General features: G+C 54.8%; 17 protein-coding genes and 1 tRNA gene. 6 read left to right on the top strand and 12 right to left on the bottom strand.

What is annotated here, in order from left to right:
• Positions 1–13: 13 nt before the first annotated feature.
• A complete protein-coding gene (gene hpxZ, locus EDF78_RS06995; RefSeq protein WP_095923160.1) occupies positions 14–397 on the top strand; it encodes an oxalurate catabolism protein HpxZ in 384 nt (127 codons plus the stop codon).
• A gap of 632 nt (positions 398–1,029) precedes the next feature.
• Here the strand turns inward: hpxZ and puuE are convergent.
• The 3 genes from puuE to EDF78_RS06980 are packed head-to-tail and all read right to left on the bottom strand — an operon-like array spanning position 1,030 to position 3,453.
• A complete protein-coding gene (puuE, locus tag EDF78_RS06990; RefSeq protein ID WP_119822746.1) occupies positions 1,030–1,968 on the bottom strand; it encodes an allantoinase PuuE in 939 nt (312 codons plus the stop codon).
• Entirely contained in the window at positions 1,961–2,719 is a 759-nt protein-coding gene (locus EDF78_RS06985; RefSeq protein ID WP_133822795.1) for an aspartate/glutamate racemase family protein, read from the bottom strand. The genes puuE and EDF78_RS06985 overlap by 8 nt, the downstream gene beginning before the upstream one ends.
• Positions 2,719–3,453 (bottom strand): GntR family transcriptional regulator, encoded by a 735-nt coding sequence (locus EDF78_RS06980; protein WP_095923163.1) that lies wholly within the window; start codon positions 3,451–3,453, stop codon positions 2,719–2,721. The genes EDF78_RS06985 and EDF78_RS06980 overlap by 1 nt, the downstream gene beginning before the upstream one ends.
• Positions 3,454–3,630: 177 nt before the next feature.
• Between EDF78_RS06980 and EDF78_RS06975 the strand changes: the two genes are divergently transcribed.
• The gene (locus EDF78_RS06975) at positions 3,631–5,133 is read left to right on the top strand and encodes an NCS1 family nucleobase:cation symporter-1 (RefSeq protein WP_133822794.1); all 1,503 of its coding nucleotides are present in this window, start codon (positions 3,631–3,633) and stop codon (positions 5,131–5,133) included.
• 86 nt (positions 5,134–5,219) lie between these two features.
• On the opposite strand, the gene EDF78_RS06970 is transcribed toward EDF78_RS06975, so the two are convergent.
• From EDF78_RS06970 to aguB, 4 genes are all read right to left on the bottom strand, one after another.
• Positions 5,220–5,296 (bottom strand) — tRNA-Asp (locus EDF78_RS06970).
• Positions 5,297–5,435: 139 nt separating this feature from the next.
• A complete protein-coding gene (gene dnaQ / locus EDF78_RS06965) occupies positions 5,436–6,173 on the bottom strand; it encodes a DNA polymerase III subunit epsilon (RefSeq protein WP_095923165.1) in 738 nt (245 codons plus the stop codon).
• An 82-nt stretch (positions 6,174–6,255) separates the two neighbouring features.
• Positions 6,256–7,341: an agmatine deiminase gene (aguA, locus tag EDF78_RS06960; protein WP_133822793.1), complete on the bottom strand. Its 1,086-nt coding sequence runs from the start codon at positions 7,339–7,341 to the stop codon at positions 6,256–6,258.
• Between the two features lie 3 nt (positions 7,342–7,344).
• The gene (aguB, locus tag EDF78_RS06955; RefSeq protein WP_095923167.1) at positions 7,345–8,229 is read right to left on the bottom strand and encodes an N-carbamoylputrescine amidase; all 885 of its coding nucleotides are present in this window, start codon (positions 8,227–8,229) and stop codon (positions 7,345–7,347) included.
• 260 nt (positions 8,230–8,489) lie between these two features.
• On the opposite strand from aguB, the gene rnhA reads away from it, so the two are divergent.
• Positions 8,490–8,957 carry a ribonuclease HI gene (gene rnhA, locus EDF78_RS06950; protein ID WP_095923168.1) on the top strand — a complete coding sequence of 156 codons (468 nt, stop codon included), beginning with the start codon at positions 8,490–8,492 and terminating at the stop codon, positions 8,955–8,957.
• A gap of 39 nt (positions 8,958–8,996) precedes the next feature.
• Here the strand turns inward: rnhA and EDF78_RS06945 are convergent, their stop codons facing one another.
• Positions 8,997–9,722, bottom strand: a complete 726-nt coding sequence (locus EDF78_RS06945) for a methyltransferase domain-containing protein (protein WP_095923169.1) — start codon at positions 9,720–9,722, stop codon at positions 8,997–8,999.
• Positions 9,723–9,765: 43 nt separating this feature from the next.
• Here EDF78_RS06945 and gloB point away from each other — a divergent pair, with 43 nt between their 5' ends.
• Both gloB and mltD read left to right on the top strand, forming a co-directional pair.
• Positions 9,766–10,521 carry a hydroxyacylglutathione hydrolase gene (gloB, locus tag EDF78_RS06940; protein WP_119822750.1) on the top strand — a complete coding sequence of 252 codons (756 nt, stop codon included), beginning with the start codon at positions 9,766–9,768 and terminating at the stop codon, positions 10,519–10,521.
• 69 nt (positions 10,522–10,590) lie between these two features.
• On the top strand, positions 10,591–11,976 hold the full coding sequence (mltD, locus tag EDF78_RS06935; RefSeq protein ID WP_095923171.1) for a murein transglycosylase D: 1,386 nt from the start codon (positions 10,591–10,593) through the stop codon (positions 11,974–11,976).
• An 87-nt stretch (positions 11,977–12,063) separates the two neighbouring features.
• On the opposite strand, the gene EDF78_RS06930 is transcribed toward mltD, so the two are convergent.
• Both EDF78_RS06930 and EDF78_RS06925 read right to left on the bottom strand, forming a co-directional pair.
• Entirely contained in the window at positions 12,064–12,864 is an 801-nt protein-coding gene (locus tag EDF78_RS06930) for an endonuclease/exonuclease/phosphatase family protein (RefSeq protein ID WP_119822751.1), read from the bottom strand.
• A 193-nt stretch (positions 12,865–13,057) separates the two neighbouring features.
• Entirely contained in the window at positions 13,058–14,233 is a 1,176-nt protein-coding gene (locus EDF78_RS06925; protein ID WP_133822792.1) for an MFS transporter, read from the bottom strand.
• A 106-nt stretch (positions 14,234–14,339) separates the two neighbouring features.
• On the opposite strand from EDF78_RS06925, the gene yafC reads away from it, so the two are divergent.
• Positions 14,340–15,236 carry a DNA-binding transcriptional regulator YafC gene (yafC, locus tag EDF78_RS06920; protein ID WP_095923174.1) on the top strand — a complete coding sequence of 299 codons (897 nt, stop codon included), beginning with the start codon at positions 14,340–14,342 and terminating at the stop codon, positions 15,234–15,236.
• A 39-nt stretch (positions 15,237–15,275) separates the two neighbouring features.
• On the opposite strand, the gene dkgB is transcribed toward yafC, so the two are convergent.
• Together dkgB and EDF78_RS06910 are read right to left on the bottom strand one after the other, a co-directional pair.
• On the bottom strand, positions 15,276–16,079 hold the full coding sequence (gene dkgB, locus EDF78_RS06915) for a 2,5-didehydrogluconate reductase DkgB (protein WP_133822791.1): 804 nt from the start codon (positions 16,077–16,079) through the stop codon (positions 15,276–15,278).
• 110 nt (positions 16,080–16,189) lie between these two features.
• Positions 16,190–16,876 carry a 4'-phosphopantetheinyl transferase superfamily protein gene (locus EDF78_RS06910; RefSeq protein WP_133822790.1) on the bottom strand — a complete coding sequence of 229 codons (687 nt, stop codon included), beginning with the start codon at positions 16,874–16,876 and terminating at the stop codon, positions 16,190–16,192.
• Position 16,877 lies beyond the last annotated feature (1 nt).

Raw genomic sequence — 16,877 nt, 5'->3', positions numbered from 1 at the left:
AAAGAGAGTCATCATGAAAACTGAACATATCGACCGCCCGGCGATCCTTGCCGAAATGAACGCGGCGTTTTATCGCTATGAACAGGCGCTGATCAGTAACGACACCGCCGTACTTGACGAACTGTTCTGGCATGACCCGCGTACTGTGCGTTATGGCGCGGGGGAAAATCTTTACGGCATTGATGCCATCCGCGCATTCCGATCTGCGCGATCGTCACAGGGGTTAGACCGGGATCTGGTCAACACCACCATCACCACCTTCGGCGATGACATGGCCGTCGCCAGCACGGAATTCCGCCGGGAAGGCACCGACAAGATTGGGCGTCAGCAGCAGACGTGGGTGAAAATGGCGAGTGGCTGGAAGATTGTGGCGGCCCATGTGAGTCTGATGGTTTGACCGAACCATTGGGCGGTTCAGCTTTGGAAAGCTGAGGAAACTGTTCTTTTCCAGGAATGGACGGTGACAATTTCGGTTCCCACCGAGGGGAAATCTGAACGGTGATAATTTCGGTTTCTCAATAACAGCGATCACTTATCGCGCTGCGCCGAAACCGCCCAAAAGGGGCCAGGACGGGCCCCTCTTGGATCTCCCACGTCTTTTAACTGCGCGCTATCGCAGGCATGACGGACATGTTCCGGTAGAGCAGAGAGTGGCGCAAAATATTGCCGCTTCGCGGTTCCTTCTCTCGGTCTTCGAGCCTGTGGTCTCGAAGCCGCTCCGTTCAGCAAAATTTTTGATCACGCCAATGCACTTTTCTAAAAGATGAAAGCAGTCTGCCTTTGAATTTAAAATCGCGCGGGCGATTCAGAAATCTTGCCGAACGGAGCGGCCTGAAGACCTGAGGCTTCAGGACCGAGAGAGGGAACCGCGCAGCGGCAAGATTTCCAGCCGGTCACGGTGATACCTGAAACATATTATCTAGCGATAGCGCGCAGTGAAAAAGCGCGGGAGTCCAGAGGGCGCGCGCTTACGCGTCCTCTGGGCCAGTTTGGGCGGCGAGCCCAAGGTTTTGAATTTGAATTTCGAGATTAAACACCGAAATGTTTAACCCAATGGTCGGCAATGTCCTGCCGCTTACAAACCCACACCTTCTCATGTGACCCGATGTAATCGAGAAACCGCTGTAAAGCGCGAAATCTCCCCGGACGGCCGAGGATCCGGCAGTGCATACCGACCGACATCATTTTCGGCGAAGTTTCCCCTTCAGCGTACAACACATCAAACGTGTCTTTCAGATAGGTATAAAACTGCTCGCCGGTGTTGAAACCCTGCGGGGAGGCGAAACGCATATCGTTGGTTTCCAGCGTGTAAGGGATCACCAGATGCTGTTTCGTTTCGCCACTTTCCAGTTTCACCGGCATCCAGAATGGCAGGTCGTCGCCGTAATAATCGCTGTCATACTGGAATCCGCCCGATTCCGCGACCAGCTGACGGGTGTTCGGGCTGTCGCGGCCGGTGTACCAGCCCGATGGCGCTTTACCGAACAGGTCGCTCAGCACGGTGACCGCTTTTTGCATGTGCTCCGCCTCTTCGGCTTTGCTCATGTTCTGATAATGGATCCAGCGCCAGCCGTGGCTGACGATATCGTAATCGGCCGCTTTGATGGCGCTGACGATTTCCGGATTGCGTGCCAGTGCCATCGCCACACCGAAAACAGTCAGCGGCAGACCGCGTTTCTGAAACTCATTGTGGATGCGCCAGAACCCTGCACGGGATCCGTATTCGTACAGCGAATCCATCGACATATGGCGGTCAGGGAAACTGGCAGCACCGATGATGTCAGACAGGAATTGCTCAGAACCGGCATCACCGTGCAGAACGTTATTCTCTGCGCCCTCTTCGTAATTCAGCACAAACTGCACGGCGATGCGGGCGTTGCCCGGCCAGTTGGCGTGCGGCGGACGTCCGGCGTAACCGATTAAGTCACGCGGATAAGTTTCGCTAAAACCGTATTCCATATCAGACATAGTGTTCTCTCAGATTCAGCCCGGCAAAACGGCCAGACAAAGGTTTTTCCAGCGGATAATCCAGATCGCCATGTTTACTGGTTGTCAGGCGCAGCGCCGCCAGTGACTCAACCATTTTCACCGCCGCGCTGACACCGTCGATCACCGGGATATTCAGCTCCAGCGTCAGTGCCTGCGCCAGATCGGCCATTCCGCCGCAACCCAGGACAATCGCCCCGCTGCCGTCGGATTTTTTGACCGCGATACATTGCTCACGCACTTTTTCCTGCGCCAGTCCGCTGCCGTCTTCCAGCGACAGCACCGGCAAATCGATGGCATGTAAGGCGGCGCAATGGCGTTCAAAGCCGTACTGATGCAGCAAATGGCGGGCGATGGTCAGGGTGCGCGGTAAGGTGGTGACAATCGAGAAACGCGTCGCCAGCAAGGTGGCAAGATGCATCGCCGCTTCAGCAATGCCGATCACCGGCGCACGTGCCAGCTCGCGGGCAGCGAGTAATCCCGGATCGCCGAAGCAGGCAATAATGTGCCCGTCCACGCCCGCGTCACGCCCGGCTTTTATCTGCTGCAATACGCCGAGCGTCGCAATCGCTTCATCGAAATGCCCTTCAATGGACGGTGCCCCCTCTTCAGGGCAAACCGCCACAATGTGTGTCTCCGGCGACGCCACCGAGCGGGCGGTGTGCGCCATGACCTCAGTCATCGCCAGACTGGTGTTCGGGTTGATCAGTTGTATACAAAGCGGGTTGGCCATCAGTCAGCGTCCTTACCGGTGACCGGCTGCTGCGTGCCAAAAATCTGCGCAAAATCCGGCGTGTGTCCGTTGTTCTGCTCAAAACGCAGGCTGGCGACGATGCTGTCGAAGTGAAGCGCCATGCTCTCCGTCAGCCCGGTGACATCGCGCTTTTTCAGCAAATCGATAAGGTCATCATGGTCATGACAACGGCAGCCCTGTTGCCACGGCGCGCCCCAGGCGGCAATCGCCAGCGAGGAACGCAGGGTCAGTTGCGAGACGGATTCGGTCAGCACTTTATTGCCGGAAATGGCCTGTAGCTGAACGTGGAAGGCGGCGGAAAGACGGATCGCCGCAGCGCCGTTGCGTTCATCGTGAGCGCGCTTTTCTTCCTGCACCAGTTTTTTCATCGCCACCAGATGCGGCGACTGGCAATGCGCGATCACCTGCGGCAGGTTGGCGCACTCCAGAATTTTACGGGTGGCGAACACATCGCGGGATTCCTGAGCATCCGGCGTGGTGACATGCGCACCACGCTTGGGCAATAACGTGACCAGTTGCACTGCGGCAAGGCGTTGCAGGACGCGGCGGATCCCCGTGCGGCTGACTGAAAACACCTCAGCCAGCGCTTCTTCCGGCAATTTGCTGCCAGGCAAAAGCTGGTGTTCCACGATAGATCTCACCAGCGCGTTATAAATATGGTCGTCCTTATCCTCGGTAAAATAGGCTGTATTTAGCCCGTTCCAACTGGTCATTGCCGTTACTCCGTATACCGTTCGAGAATTTAATCGTATACATGAAAGTGATTTTTTGTATACAAAAAATGAAATTTGGCCTGATTCATGCAGTGCTCCTGTGACTGCTTTTTCACTTTAGGCAGCCGGGACACGGCTTCCGACTTTCACATGTTGTTTATGACAGGAGCACGATTTATGCCAAATCAGGAAATCACCTCCGCCACGGCGTCATCTGAACAGAGCGCCGGGATCATCAAACCTTATTACAGCCCGCGGCTGTGTAACGATGATCTTGCTCCCACCCGTCATCAGAACTGGAGCTGGTACAACATCTTTTCTTTCTGGATGTCCGATGTGCACAGCATGGGCGGTTATGTGGTCGCCGCGAGTTTCTTCACCCTTGGCCTGACCAGCTGGCAGGTGTTGCTGTGTTTGCTGTGCGGGATTTGTATCGTGCAGATTTGTGCCAATCTGGTGGCGAAACCCAGCCAGCAGGCCGGTGTACCTTACGCCGTCATTTGCCGTCAGGCATTCGGCGTGTTTGGCGCGAACATTCCGGCGGTGATCCGCGGGCTGATCGCTTTCGCCTGGTACGGCATTCAGACCTATCTGGCGGCTAACGCATTAATGCTGGTGCTGCTGAAGTTTTTCCCGTCGCTGACGCCGCTGACCGTGCCGCACTGGCTGGGCCTTTCTGCCCTCGGCTGGATTTGTTTCGGCATTATGTGGGTATTGCAGGCGATGGTGTTCTGGCACGGAATGAGCGCGATTAAGCGCTTTATCGATGTGGCGGGTCCGGCAGTGTATGTTGTTATGCTGATGCTGGCGGGCTGGATTTTGTATAAAACCGGTCTGAGCAATATCTCTTTCACATTGTCCACCAAAACGCTGACCGTCGGCCAGCAGGGCTGGGAAATGCTGACCGCGACGGCGCTGGTGGTGTCCTACTTCTCCGGTCCGTTGCTCAATTTCGGCGACTTCTCCCGTTACGGCAAAAGCATGGGCGAAATTCGTCGCGGAAACCGCTGGGGGCTGCCGTTTAACTTCCTGCTGTTCTCGATTGTCACCGTGGTGATCGTTTCCGGGACGCAATCTCTGTTCGGCCAGATGATCACCGATCCTATCGAAACCGTCAGCCGGGTGGGTAACAGCGTGGCGGTGGCGCTCGGTCTGCTGACCATGATCATCGCGACCATCGGTATCAATATCGTGGCGAACTTTGTGTCACCGGCGTTCGACTTCTCCAACTGTTCACCGCAGAAAATCAGTTTCCGTACCGGCGGGATGATCGCCGCCGTCGGTTCCGTTCTGCTGACGCCGTGGAACCTGTTCCAGTCACCGGAAATTATCCACTATACCCTGGACGTTCTGGGGTCATTCATCGGGCCATTGTTCGGGATTCTGCTGGCGGATTATTACCTGATTAAACGCGGTCATATGGATGTGGATGCGCTGTTTAACGCCACACCTTCCGGCCGTTACTGGTACCGCAACGGGTTTAACCCGAAAGCGATTGCCGCGCTGGTGCCTGCGGTGGCGATTGGTCTGATCATCAGCTTTACCCCGAGCCTGCATCAGGTGGCGAACTTCAGCTGGTTTATCGGTGCGTTTCTGGCCGGAGGTTTTTATCGTTATATCGCCCGTCATGACCGCGTAACCAGCGGCGCAATGGGCTTTATGAAAACCGAAGTGGAATAAACAGGTCGTTTTGCAGGGAGGGATGAAGCCAGGACGGCTGAAACGACGAAGCCCTGAGTGATTTCTCACTCAGGGCTTCTGAATAGTGGCGGAACGGACGGGGCTCGAACCCGCGACCCCCTGCGTGACAGGCAGGTATTCTAACCAACTGAACTACCGCTCCGCGTTTTGTTCTGGTTAAGAACGGAGCGGATATTAAGGAATGCCCGCCTTTACGTCAATGCTTTTCCTGATATTTTCAATCAACCGCACAGTTTTTCCGCAGGCTGGATAATTTCAGTGCAAAACTCAGTAAAAGCCGCTTACGAACGCCACAAACAGCTGCCGCCCTTTTTCACCACCAGATCCAATCTTTCTTCGTGCCACGCCAGTTCCTGCTCCGTCGCCGTAATCACTTTTAAACCGGATGCCGGACGCGCCACGCGCTGGATCCCCAGACCGTCCGCACCGGTATTTTGCTCGCCTTCGTGGGTGAACTTAATGCTGGTCTGGCCGCCGGTCATCATCAGATAAACTTCGGCAAGAATTTCGGAGTCAAGCAACGCGCCGTGCAGCGTTCGCTTGCTGTTGTCGATCAGGTAGCGATCGCTCAGGGCATCGAGGTTGTTACGCTTGCCGGGGAACAGCTTACGCGCCATCGCCAGGCTGTCGGTGATTTTACAGAACGTTTCCGTTTTCGGCAGATCGCGTCCGAGCATGTCGAACTCGTAATCCATAAAGCCGATGTCGAACGTGGCGTTATGAATGACTAACTCGCCGCCGCGAATGTACTCGATAAAGTCGTCAGCAATCTCAGCAAAGGTCGGTTTATCGGCCAGAAACTCGTCACTGATACCGTGAACGCCAAAAGCTTCAGGATCCACCAGACGATCGGGTTTGAGATAGACATGGAAGTTGCGGCCGGTCAGGCGGCGGTTAATCACTTCAACGGCACCGATTTCGATAATCCGGTGTCCTTCATAATGGACGCCCAGCTTATTCATACCGGTGGTTTCGGTATCGAGAACGACGATCCTGTTAGAGGTGTTTTGTAAATCCATGGCTCATTATCCAACGGTGACGGTCAATTGCAGAAACGATCTGCCCGGCCACGAAACAGAGACGCGTGCCGGGCACTTTATCTTACGCGGGGATTTGCTGCGTAATGCAGTGGATGTTACCACCACCCAGAAGAATTTCACGGGCCGGAATGCCGGTGATTTTATAATCCGGGTACATCTGAGCAAACATCGCTTCAGCCAGCGGATCGGTTTTCGCATCCAGCAGCGGGAAGATGATGTGGTTATTGCTGATCAGGTAATTGACGTAAGACGCTGCCAGACGGTTGCCTTCCACACGTTCAATCGCCGTGCCCGGCAATACCCCAATCGTCTCTTCTGCGGTGGCGTGCATCACAGGAGGCGACGGCATTTTCCAGATTTTCAGGCTGCGGCCCTGAGCATCTTTCGCCGCTTCCAGCACCTTTAACGCCGCCAGAGAGCGCGCGTACTGCGGATCCTGCTGGTCGTCAGTCCAGTGCAACGCGACCTCACCCGGACGGACAAAGCAGCACATGTTGTCCACGTGACCATCGGTCTCGTCGTTGAACACGCCCTCTTCCAGCCAGATAAATTGCTCAACACCGAGCGTTTCCCGCAGCTTCGCCTCAATCTCTGCTTTCGACCAATCAGGATTGCGGTTCGGATTCAGCAGGCATTCAGCGGTGGTCAGCAAGGTCCCTTCACCATCGACATGAATTGAGCCGCCTTCCAGCACCAGATCGGTCGACAGGTACGGAATGTGGTGATAATTGGCAACCTGACGGGCAACCAACTGATCGCGTTCCCAGCTGGAGTAAAGGCCGCCGTGGAAACCGCCCCACGCGTTAAACGTCCAGTCGATCGCCAGACGATCACCCTGCGGATTCACCACAATGGTCGGGCCGGTGTCACGCATCCACGCGTCATCACTTTCCATTTCCACCAGCGTAATCTGTGCAGGCATCACTTCACGCGCGTTCGCCATTTCCGCTGCCGGCACCGCCATAAAGACCGGCGTGGTGGTGGCAATCGCTGCCGCGACATTCGCAAAAGCCAGCTGCGCCGGACGGCCGTTGGAGCGCCAGTTGTCAGTACGGTAAGGCCAGATCATCCAGACCGCTTGCTGTGATGCCCATTCAGCGGGCATCACAAAACCTTCAGCCTGAGGGGTGATATCAATAGAAGACATCCGTTATTTCCTTGTTGAACCGTCAGATGTGGCGATAGCGCCGTACATTTCAGGGCGACGGTCACGGAACAGACCCCAGGATGCGCGCTGGGCAGCGATGGCATCGAGATCAAAGGTGTGAACCAGCACCGCTTCATCCGTCTTGTTGGCCTGTTCGACCAGCGCACCGGTCTGATCCGCAATAAAGGAGGAACCGTAGAACGTCATTTCGTAATCAGGAATGAATTTGCTTTTTTCAGTGCCGATGCGGTTTGAAGCGATCACCGGCACCAGGTTTGCCGCCGCGTGCCCCTGCTGAACGCGGGTCCAGTGTGGCTGGCTGTCAATGTCCGGATAGGCAGGTTCGGAACCGATGGCCGTCGGATAGAAGATGATTTCCGCGCCCTGCAATGCCAGACAACGTGCGGTTTCCGGGAACCATTGATCCCAGCAAATGCCCACGCCAATTTTCGCGTAACGGGTGTTCCACACTTTGAAACCGGTGTCGCCGGGAATGAAGAATTGCTTTTCCTGATAGGCCGGGCCGTTCGGAATGTGAGTTTTGCGATAAACGTCCAGCACACTGCCGTCAGCATCAATCATGACCAGCGAGTTGTAATAGGCGTTGTTGCACTTCTCAAAGAAGCTCAGAGGCAGCACCACTTCCAGTTCTTTCGCCAGCGCAGAGAAATGACGAATGAGCGGGCTGTTATCCAGCTCTTGCGCCAGACTGTAATGCTCAGGGCTCTGATCAATACAGAAATACGGTGCAGCGAAAAGTTCCTGAATAAGAATGATTTGCGCGCCTTTCGCCTGCGCTTCGCGAACCAGCTTTTCGGCGTTAACAATATTCTTTTCCAGATCCCAGCTGCAGCTCATTTGTGTTGCAGAAACCGTTACATTTCTCATTAGACATCCTTAAAGCATTGAAAAAATTGGCAGTGAAAAAACCATGAAAGACTCAACTCACTCAGAGTTTTGAACTGGCACTCTGCATTTTCCTATTATATTGCAAAAGACCGCGCTCTCCAGCCAAAAGAGTGATGAACGGCCGGGTAACGGCTGACACGCCCCTCTTTCAGACAGTTACACCCCAAGATATTACTGTGCCGGGCACGCCGGTTTATGTCAGACTTGGCGTTTACTTTTGATCACAGAGCCTGCCAGAAATGACCAAACAGGTAGAGATTTTCACCGATGGCTCCTGCCTGGGTAACCCCGGCCCCGGCGGTTTCGGTGCGATTTTACGCTATAAACAGCACGAAAAAGAGTTCAGCGCGGGTTTCCGTCTGACCACCAATAACCGCATGGAAATGATGGCGGCGATTGTGGCACTGGAAGCCCTGACGTCACCGTGCGAAGTGACACTGAGCACCGACAGTCAGTACGTCCGTCAGGGGATCACGTCGTGGATCCACAACTGGAAGAAACGGGGCTGGAAAACCGCAGACAAAAAACCGGTGAAAAACGTCGATTTGTGGAAGCGCCTGGATGCGGCGATCCAGACGCATCAGCTGAACTGGATGTGGGTTAAAGGTCACGCCGGACATCCTGAAAATGAACGGTGTGACATACTGGCAAAAGACGCGGCGGGCAATCCGACGCTGGATGATGTCGGCTATCAGGCAGAGAATTAACGTCGCAGAACCCATCGTAACAGGGGAAGGAGCAAAGCTTCAGTCGCGATGCTCTTTTCTGTAGCTCTTGGTTGCGCCCACCGCCTGCGGTATTTTTTGTTTCTGCGCGGGCACTTTCTTCGCCGTCGGCGTCAGCGGGAAGGTGCGTTTGCGGGCGATGATCAGCGTCATACAGCCCAGCGCGGGAAGATGCGTACTCAGTAATTTGCCGCCATTCTTTTTCCACGGCAGCACGTGAAAACGCCGGTGCACCATCACTTCATAATTGAGCAATGACAGCCAGTCGAGCAGGCGCATCTGGGTAAACAGGCGGCTGCTGTATGGCTGGCGTTTTCGAAACACCGGCATCAGTTTTCCGATCCCCAGCAGACTGAGCGGGTTAAAGCTGCTGAGCACCATCCAGCCATCATCAATCAGCACGCGATCCACTTCCCGCAGAATACGGTGCGGATCGTCCGCGTAGGCCAGCGTATGACTGAGCAGGCAGGCATCTACCGACTTGGCCGCAAAGGGTAAATAGTACGGATCGCCCCGCACATGCAGCCCCTCGCCTTCGGGCGCAAAGTTCACCTGATGCGAGATAGGACACGCCTGCGCGTCGATTTCGGCACTTAATGCGCCGATTTTCAGCAGGTGAAAACCGTAGAGTTTGCCCCACCAGGGTTGCAGTTGTTGCTCAAGCGCGGCACGGTAATGGTCTCCGCACGGGATATCTTCCCATGAAGCCGGTGCAACAATGGTCTTACGGGCGCGGGCTGGTCGCATAGTTTGTTATCTTCTTTCAAGCAGTTGCCAAAGAGAGGTTGCCATGAATCTTATCAGTATTCCTGCGTTGCAGGACAATTACATTTGGATGCTGGATGACCAGCAGGGGCATTGCCTGATTGTCGATCCCGGTGAGGCGGCTCCCGTTTTAGCGGCGCTGAAAAAGGCCAATTTAACCCCGACTGCGATCCTTCTGACCCATCATCATCATGACCATGTGGGGGGCGTAAACGAGATTTGCAGCCATTTTCCGGGTCTGAAAGTGTACGGACCTCACGAAACTGAGAACAAATTTAGTCAGATTAGTCTTAAAAACGGCGATAAACTGGTAATCGGCGGTCTGGAATGGCAGATCTTTGCTACGCCCGGGCACACACTTGGTCACATTTCATACTATAGCGCGCCTTATCTTTTCTGCGGCGATACGATGTTTTCTGCCGGATGTGGTCGGTTGTTTGAAGGAACGCCGGAGCAAATGTACCAGTCGTTTCAACGGTTAGCTGCCTTGCCTGATGAAACTTTAATCTGCGCCGCGCACGAGTACACTCTCTCAAATCTTAAGTTTGCGCGTGCTATTTTACCGGCTGATGATGATATTCATTCTCATGAGCACAAAGTGCAACAAATGCGGGAAAAGGGACAATCTTCCCTGCCTTCAACCCTCGGTCTTGAGCGTAAAATTAACCTCTTTTTACGATGTGATGATGTTGATTTACAAAACAAATTAAACCTTAGCGATCCCTTAACGCCTCACTGGCAGGTTTTTGCCCGTTTAAGGGCACTCAAGGATAGCTTCTAGACCCAAAGGTTGTGTTTTTTTTCGAAGCAAAGTATTATCGCTCGTCTTTTAAGCAACTATGACACACACATGAAGGCAAACGCGATCCTAATAATCGCCTCCATGTTGCTCACAGGTTGCCAGGCGTCCAGGCAGGGCGTGAAGGTACCGGAACAACATGCACAGAGTTTGTCTTCAGCAAGTCAAAGTGAAGCAGGACAGTACACAGATGATGGCCGAGCGGCATCTGGGGGATGGTTGGATGGAAACGACACCGTCTCCCAACAAAATTTGTGGAACTTCATAGGCGACGAGCTGAAGATGAAGGTTCCGGATAATCCCCGGATCCGCGAGCAAAGAGTTAAATATTTAAAAAATAAGAGCTATCTCCACGATGTAACATTACGGGCAGAGCCGTACATGTACTGGATCACCGAGCAGATTAAGAAACGTAATATGCCGATGGAACTGGTACTGCTACCCATAGTGGAGAGCGCTTTTGACCCCAAAGCAACCTCGTCAGCGAACGCTGCCGGGTTGTGGCAGATTGTGCCGCAGACGGGTCGAAATTATGGTTTGAAACAAAACCAGTGGTATGACGGACGCCGCGATGTTGTGGCTTCGACGACTGCTGCGCTTGATATGATGCAACGTCTGAACAAGATGTTTGGTGGCGACTGGTTACTGACCGTGGCTGCGTATAACAGCGGTGAAGGCCGTGTCATGCAAGCGGTGAAAGCGAACAAAGCCAAGGGCCGTTCAACGGATTTCTGGGCGCTGGCGCTGCCACGTGAAACATCGATTTATGTGCCGAAAATGTTAGCGTTGAGCGACATTCTCAAGCACAGCAAGAAATACGGTATCAGTCTGCCGAAACCGAGTGAAGACCGTGCTCTGGCGCGTGTTGAAGTCGGGCAGCAGATGCAGCTGACTCAGGCGGCTGAGATGGCGGGTATGTCCCTGACCAAACTCAAGTCGTTTAACACTGGCTACAAGAAGAATGTGACCGCGCCGAATGGCCCGCATTACATTGTTCTGCCGAAGGCGCATGCCGACCAGTTAAAAGATTCACTGGCTGATGGCGATATCGCCGCAGTACAGGAAACCAAACTGGCCAGCAACATGCCGTCTGGTGCAAAAGAGTATAAGGTGCGCTCCGGCGACAGCTTGTCTGGTATTGCAGCCCGACTGAATGTGAAGACCCGTGATTTACAGCGTTGGAACAATTTGCGCTCAGCAGGCGCGTTAAAAGTTGGGCAAACACTGCAAGTGGCGGATAACAGCGTCAGCAGCACCAGTGTGAATGGCGGCAGTATCACGTACCAGGTACGTAAAGGTGACTCACTGTCGAGCATTGCAAGGCGTCACGGCGTTAACATCAAAGATGTGATGCGCTGGAATGCGAATGCCGACAACCTGCAGCCGGGCAACAAGTTAACGTTGTTCGTCAGCAACAAAATGAGCCCTGATACCTGAGTCTGAAGGTACCGGCAATAAAAAAGCACCCTGATCACTCCGGGTGCTTTTTTTATGTCTGCGTTTTTTTGACGGACGAATTAAGCGTTACTGTGTCAGCGGCTTATCTGCCAGAAATTCCACCCGCAGCGGGTTATGATCCGACGCCCGCGTTTCCATCACTGAGGCGCTGGTGACGCTCAGGTCGCGATAGAAAATGAAATCCAGCGGCCTGCCAAAGGCGCGTTTGCGATAGTCCGCCGGGAAGCGCACTTCCTCCAGATGGATATTGCCCGCAAAGCCGAACAGCGCATTGATGCGTTGCCTGCTCCAGGCATTGAAATCCCCCGCCATGATCACCGGGCCTTTATGGTTAGCAATCTGCTCACCAATCGGGTCAAGCTGCTTACTGTACACGTCGATACCGATACTGAAATTCACCGCGTGGATATTCACCACCATCAGCAAGCGCCCATCCAGAAGCGGATACACGGTGACGAGTGCCGATTTAGAGAGCCTCAGAAGCGGCTCACGCTCACGCAGCGGACAACAATAGACCGGATGCGCAGCAGAGAGTGTCATCACGCCAGAGGGGTGCTGAGGCAGCATAAACGCGGGTACCTGATCCGCCGCCAGATAATTCGACGTGGCATACCGGATCAGCTCGGGCGTGGTTTGCGCTTCCTGAAGCAGCACCAGTTGCGCATCTTTGCCGTAATCGCGCAGGACTGACAACCAGTCAGCCCGCTGTTGTTTGAAGATATTCCACACCATGACGCGCAAAATATTCGAATTCGGCAGCGCAGCACCCGGCGGCAAATCCGGCCCCAAATGTGCGAGGACGCCCGGAAAGATTTGCTCTGCGGGCTGACCTGCGACATACCTCATTGCATATGTTTTTTTCCGCACGCTAATCGCCTGTTACCCGTTATATCGTTGCTATATGAGAGAGATTCCCACAGCGAAAGTTCAGTATACGCCCGCAGGCGCTCAGGCCAAATCTGTTTACATTGGTATACAACCTGGTCACATCTACAGGCTAGCATAAAAACAAAAACGGCCCGCCAGAGGCGAGCCGTGAAGACACAAAATTCAGGAATAATCAGGCCAGCGCCGCTTTGGGCTTGCGATCCAGATGCCCGCTCAGGCGGATAAGTAACAGCGCACCCGCGACGATCACCGCACCAATCCATGGCGTTTGCGCCAGCCCAATCGTAGACACCACCTGCCCGCCAATCACCGAACCTAAGGCAATACCGACGTTGAAGGCGGCGATATTCAGGCCGGAGGCGACATCCACCGCATCAGGCGTCACCTCTTCGGCTTTCTGTACCACGTACACCTGTAATCCCGGCACGTTACCGAAAGCAAAGATGCCCATCACCAGCAGGGTGATTAATGCCGGAATACCAAAGCCTGAAGTGAACTGGAAAATCAGTAACAACGAGGCCAGTGCCGCAAAGATGATCGTCAGCGCTTTGACTGCGCCGTGACGGTCAGCCAGTTTGCCGCCCCAGATATTACCCACCGCCACCGACACACCGTATGCCAGCAGGATCCAGCTGACCATGCTGGCAGAGAAACCGGCCTGCTCCTGCATCATCGGCGCGAGGAAGGTAAAGGTGGTGAATACGCCGCCGTAACCCAGCGCGGTAATGGCGTAAATCAGCAGTAAACGGGGGTTCATCAGCACTTTGACCTGATCGGCAATGCGCGCCGCCGGTTTATTTTTAATGTTATTGGGCACCAGAATGGCGCTGGCGATAATCGCTATCACGCCAATCAGCGAGACGGCGAGGAAAGTTTCGCGCCAGCCGAAATGCTGCCCGATAAATGTCCCCAGCGGCACCCCGGTGACCAGTGCAACCGTCAGGCCGCCGAACATCAAGGCAATGGCCGACGCCGCTTTTTCCTTCGGCACCAGGCTGGTGGCGATGGTCGAGCCAATCGAGAAGAACACACCGTGCGCCAGCCCGGTCAGCAGACGCGCCATCACCAGCGTATTGTAATTGGGTGACTGCCACGCCAGCAGATTGCCCAGCGTGAACAGTACCATCAGGCCGATGAGCAGGGCTTTACGCGGTACACGGCCGGTCAGCGCGGTCAGCACCGGTGCGCCAATCGCCACGCCAAGCGCGTAAATGGAAACCAGCAAACCGGCCGACGGGACGGAAACCCCCAGTTGCTGCGCGATGGTCGGCACAAGGCCGACGATAACAAACTCTGTTGTTCCTATAGCGAACGCACTGATGGTCAGTGCTAATAGTGCAAGCGGCATAACCTTTACTCCACATGAATATCGATTTGATAGCGGCTATTATCGGCTTGTGCTTAAATGACAGAAATAACCAAAGTATCAATTGATTTATGCTGGAGTAACAACAATGCGAGCCAGTTCTGAAGAATTGATTACCTTTGTCACGGTGGTGGAAAGCGGCAGTTTCAGTCGCGCAGCAGAACAGCTGGGGCAGGATAATTCCGTGGTCAGCCGGACCCTGAAACGTCTGGAGAAAAAACTGGGGATCACCCTGCTCAACCGCACCACGCGTCAAATCAGCCTGACGCACGAAGGCGAGCGGTATTTTGTTCGTGTGCAGAAAATCCTGCATGACATGGCGGCCGCCGAAGATGACTTGCTGGAGAACCGCGACGACCCGCAGGGGCTGTTGCGGGTTGATGCCGCGACGCCGGTCATTTTGCATCTCATATCGCCGCTGGTGGCGGAATTTACCGAACGTTTCCCGAAGATGTCGCTCGCGCTATTTTCGTCCGAGAGCAATATCAATCTGATTGAGCATAAAGTGGATGTGGCGATCCGAGTGGGTGAGCTGGAAGATTCCAGCCTGCGGGCGCGCAAGCTGATGCTGAGCTACCGCAGCGTGCTGGCCTCGCCGGATTACCTTAAAAAATGGGGAACGCCGGAAAATGCCGATGACCTGCTGAAGCACCGCTGTCTGGGTTTTAACGAAGTGGTTGCGCTGAATAAATGGCCGCTGCTGTGCGCTGACGGTCAGCAACTGACGGTCACGCCGTTTATCAGTTCCGGAAGTGGTGAAACGCTGCGCAGGCTGTGTTTACAGGGCAACGGGATTGCCTGTCTGTCGGATTTCATGACGGATGAAGATGTCGCGCGCGGCGATCTGGTGAAACTGCTGGTGCCGGATACCCTGCGCATCGCCATGCCGTTCCACGCGGTGTATTACAGCGATCAGACGGTCAGCACGCGGATCCGGTGCTTTATTGATTTTCTCAGTGAGAAGCTGGGAACCCGTGGGGTGTGAAGGTTGATTCCTCCCCGGCGAAGGGGAGGCGTTTAACGATCAATCCCAGTCTGGAGCCAGACCTTCCGGGCTGACCAGACGGCCATTGCGTTCCAGCGCAGCGATCTGTTGCATATCCGCTTCGGTCAGGGTCAGTTGCTGCGCCAGCAAATTGCTTTGCAGGTTTTCGCGTTTGGTCGATGACGGGATCACCGCGTAATCCAGCTGCAACGCCCAGGCCAGCACCACCTGCGCAGGCGTCGCGTTATGGCGTGCGGCGATCTCAATAATGGTCGCGTCTTTCAGCGCATCGCCGTAAGCCAGCGTCATGTAAGACGTGATGGCGATGCCGTTCTGACGGGCAAAATCCACCACGGTCTGGTTTTGCAGGAACGGCGACAGTTCAATCTGATTGGTCGCGATCTGATCCGCACCGACCGCGTCGATAGCTTCCTGCATCAGGGCAACGGTGAAGTTGGAAATACCGATTTCACGGGTCAGCCCCATTTTCTTCGCTTCCACCAGCGCGTGCATCGTTTCTGTCACGCTGACCGCCTGATTTGGCGACGGCCAGTGGATCAAGGTCAGATCGACATAATCCGTTTTCAGCTTACGCAGGCTTTCTTTCAGGCTGTCGGCCAGCTTGTCCGCAGCGAGGTTTTCGATCCAGATTTTGGTGGTGATGTAGAGTTCTTCACGGGCGACGCCACTGTCTGCCAGCGCCTCGCCGACGGCGGCTTCGTTATCATAAATCTGTGCGGTATCAATGGCGCGATAGCCCAGTTCTACGGCGGTGGCGACCGACGCTTTTACCACGTCATCTTTCAGGCGGAAGGTACCCAGACCGAATGCAGGAATGCTCATTGTGCTCTCTCTTAATAGTAATCAGGTCAATGTTGGAAGAGAGTATGAACCGGTGCTTCATGGATAAAAACGACTGCTTTGCCACAAGACTTTTGATGACAGCGCAATAATCAGCGGGGTGAAAAGCGCAACCACTGGCGCGGCGCCTGCGGCTGTAGCCTGCCGGACGCGGCGTTAAACACCCATTCTTTTACCTCCGTGACGCGGGCAGGCAGCGCCAGCGCCCGCATCACGGCGTCGTCACCGGCAACCCATAACAGGCTGTCGGTAAAAGGTTCAGAGGTATATTTTCCTGCCACCGGATCGGGACGGATCCTGTCCATCTGCCACACGCTGCCGCCCTGCTGTTTCAGCCAGGCTTCACGCAGGCACCACAGTTGCCAGAAGGCCGTAACCGGATCGGGCTGTTTTGCCAGCCACTGACATTCCGCCGAAGTGAATGCTTCCTTCGCCACCGCAAGATAGCGGGGTCGCGGGCGGATCTGCTCCACATCGCCGCCGGTTTCTGCCGCCGCACACAGCACCAGTTGCAGATGATTTTTACTGTGACTAAGGGAAAAATGCGGCAGGGAAGGATCGGTAAAAGAGGGTTTTCCCTGCGCGGAAAGCTGCATTGCGGGCAGCATGTCGCCGCCGTACAAAGCCGCCAGTGCTTCCGCCAGCAACGCCCTGCCCGCCAGCCATTGCAGGCGACGGGCAGCAGACAGACTGTCACTTTTTCCGCGCAATTCTGCGGGCAGGCGTGACAGCGAAAAAGCATCATCCAGCAGCGCAGTCACAAGGTACGCGGAATTCATC

This window comes from Rahnella sp. BIGb0236, from assembly GCF_004364755.1.
Lineage (GTDB): Bacteria > Pseudomonadota > Gammaproteobacteria > Enterobacterales > Enterobacteriaceae > Rahnella > Rahnella victoriana.
Note: the sequence above shows the minus strand (reverse complement) of the source record. Positions and strands in the feature narration are given on the sequence as shown.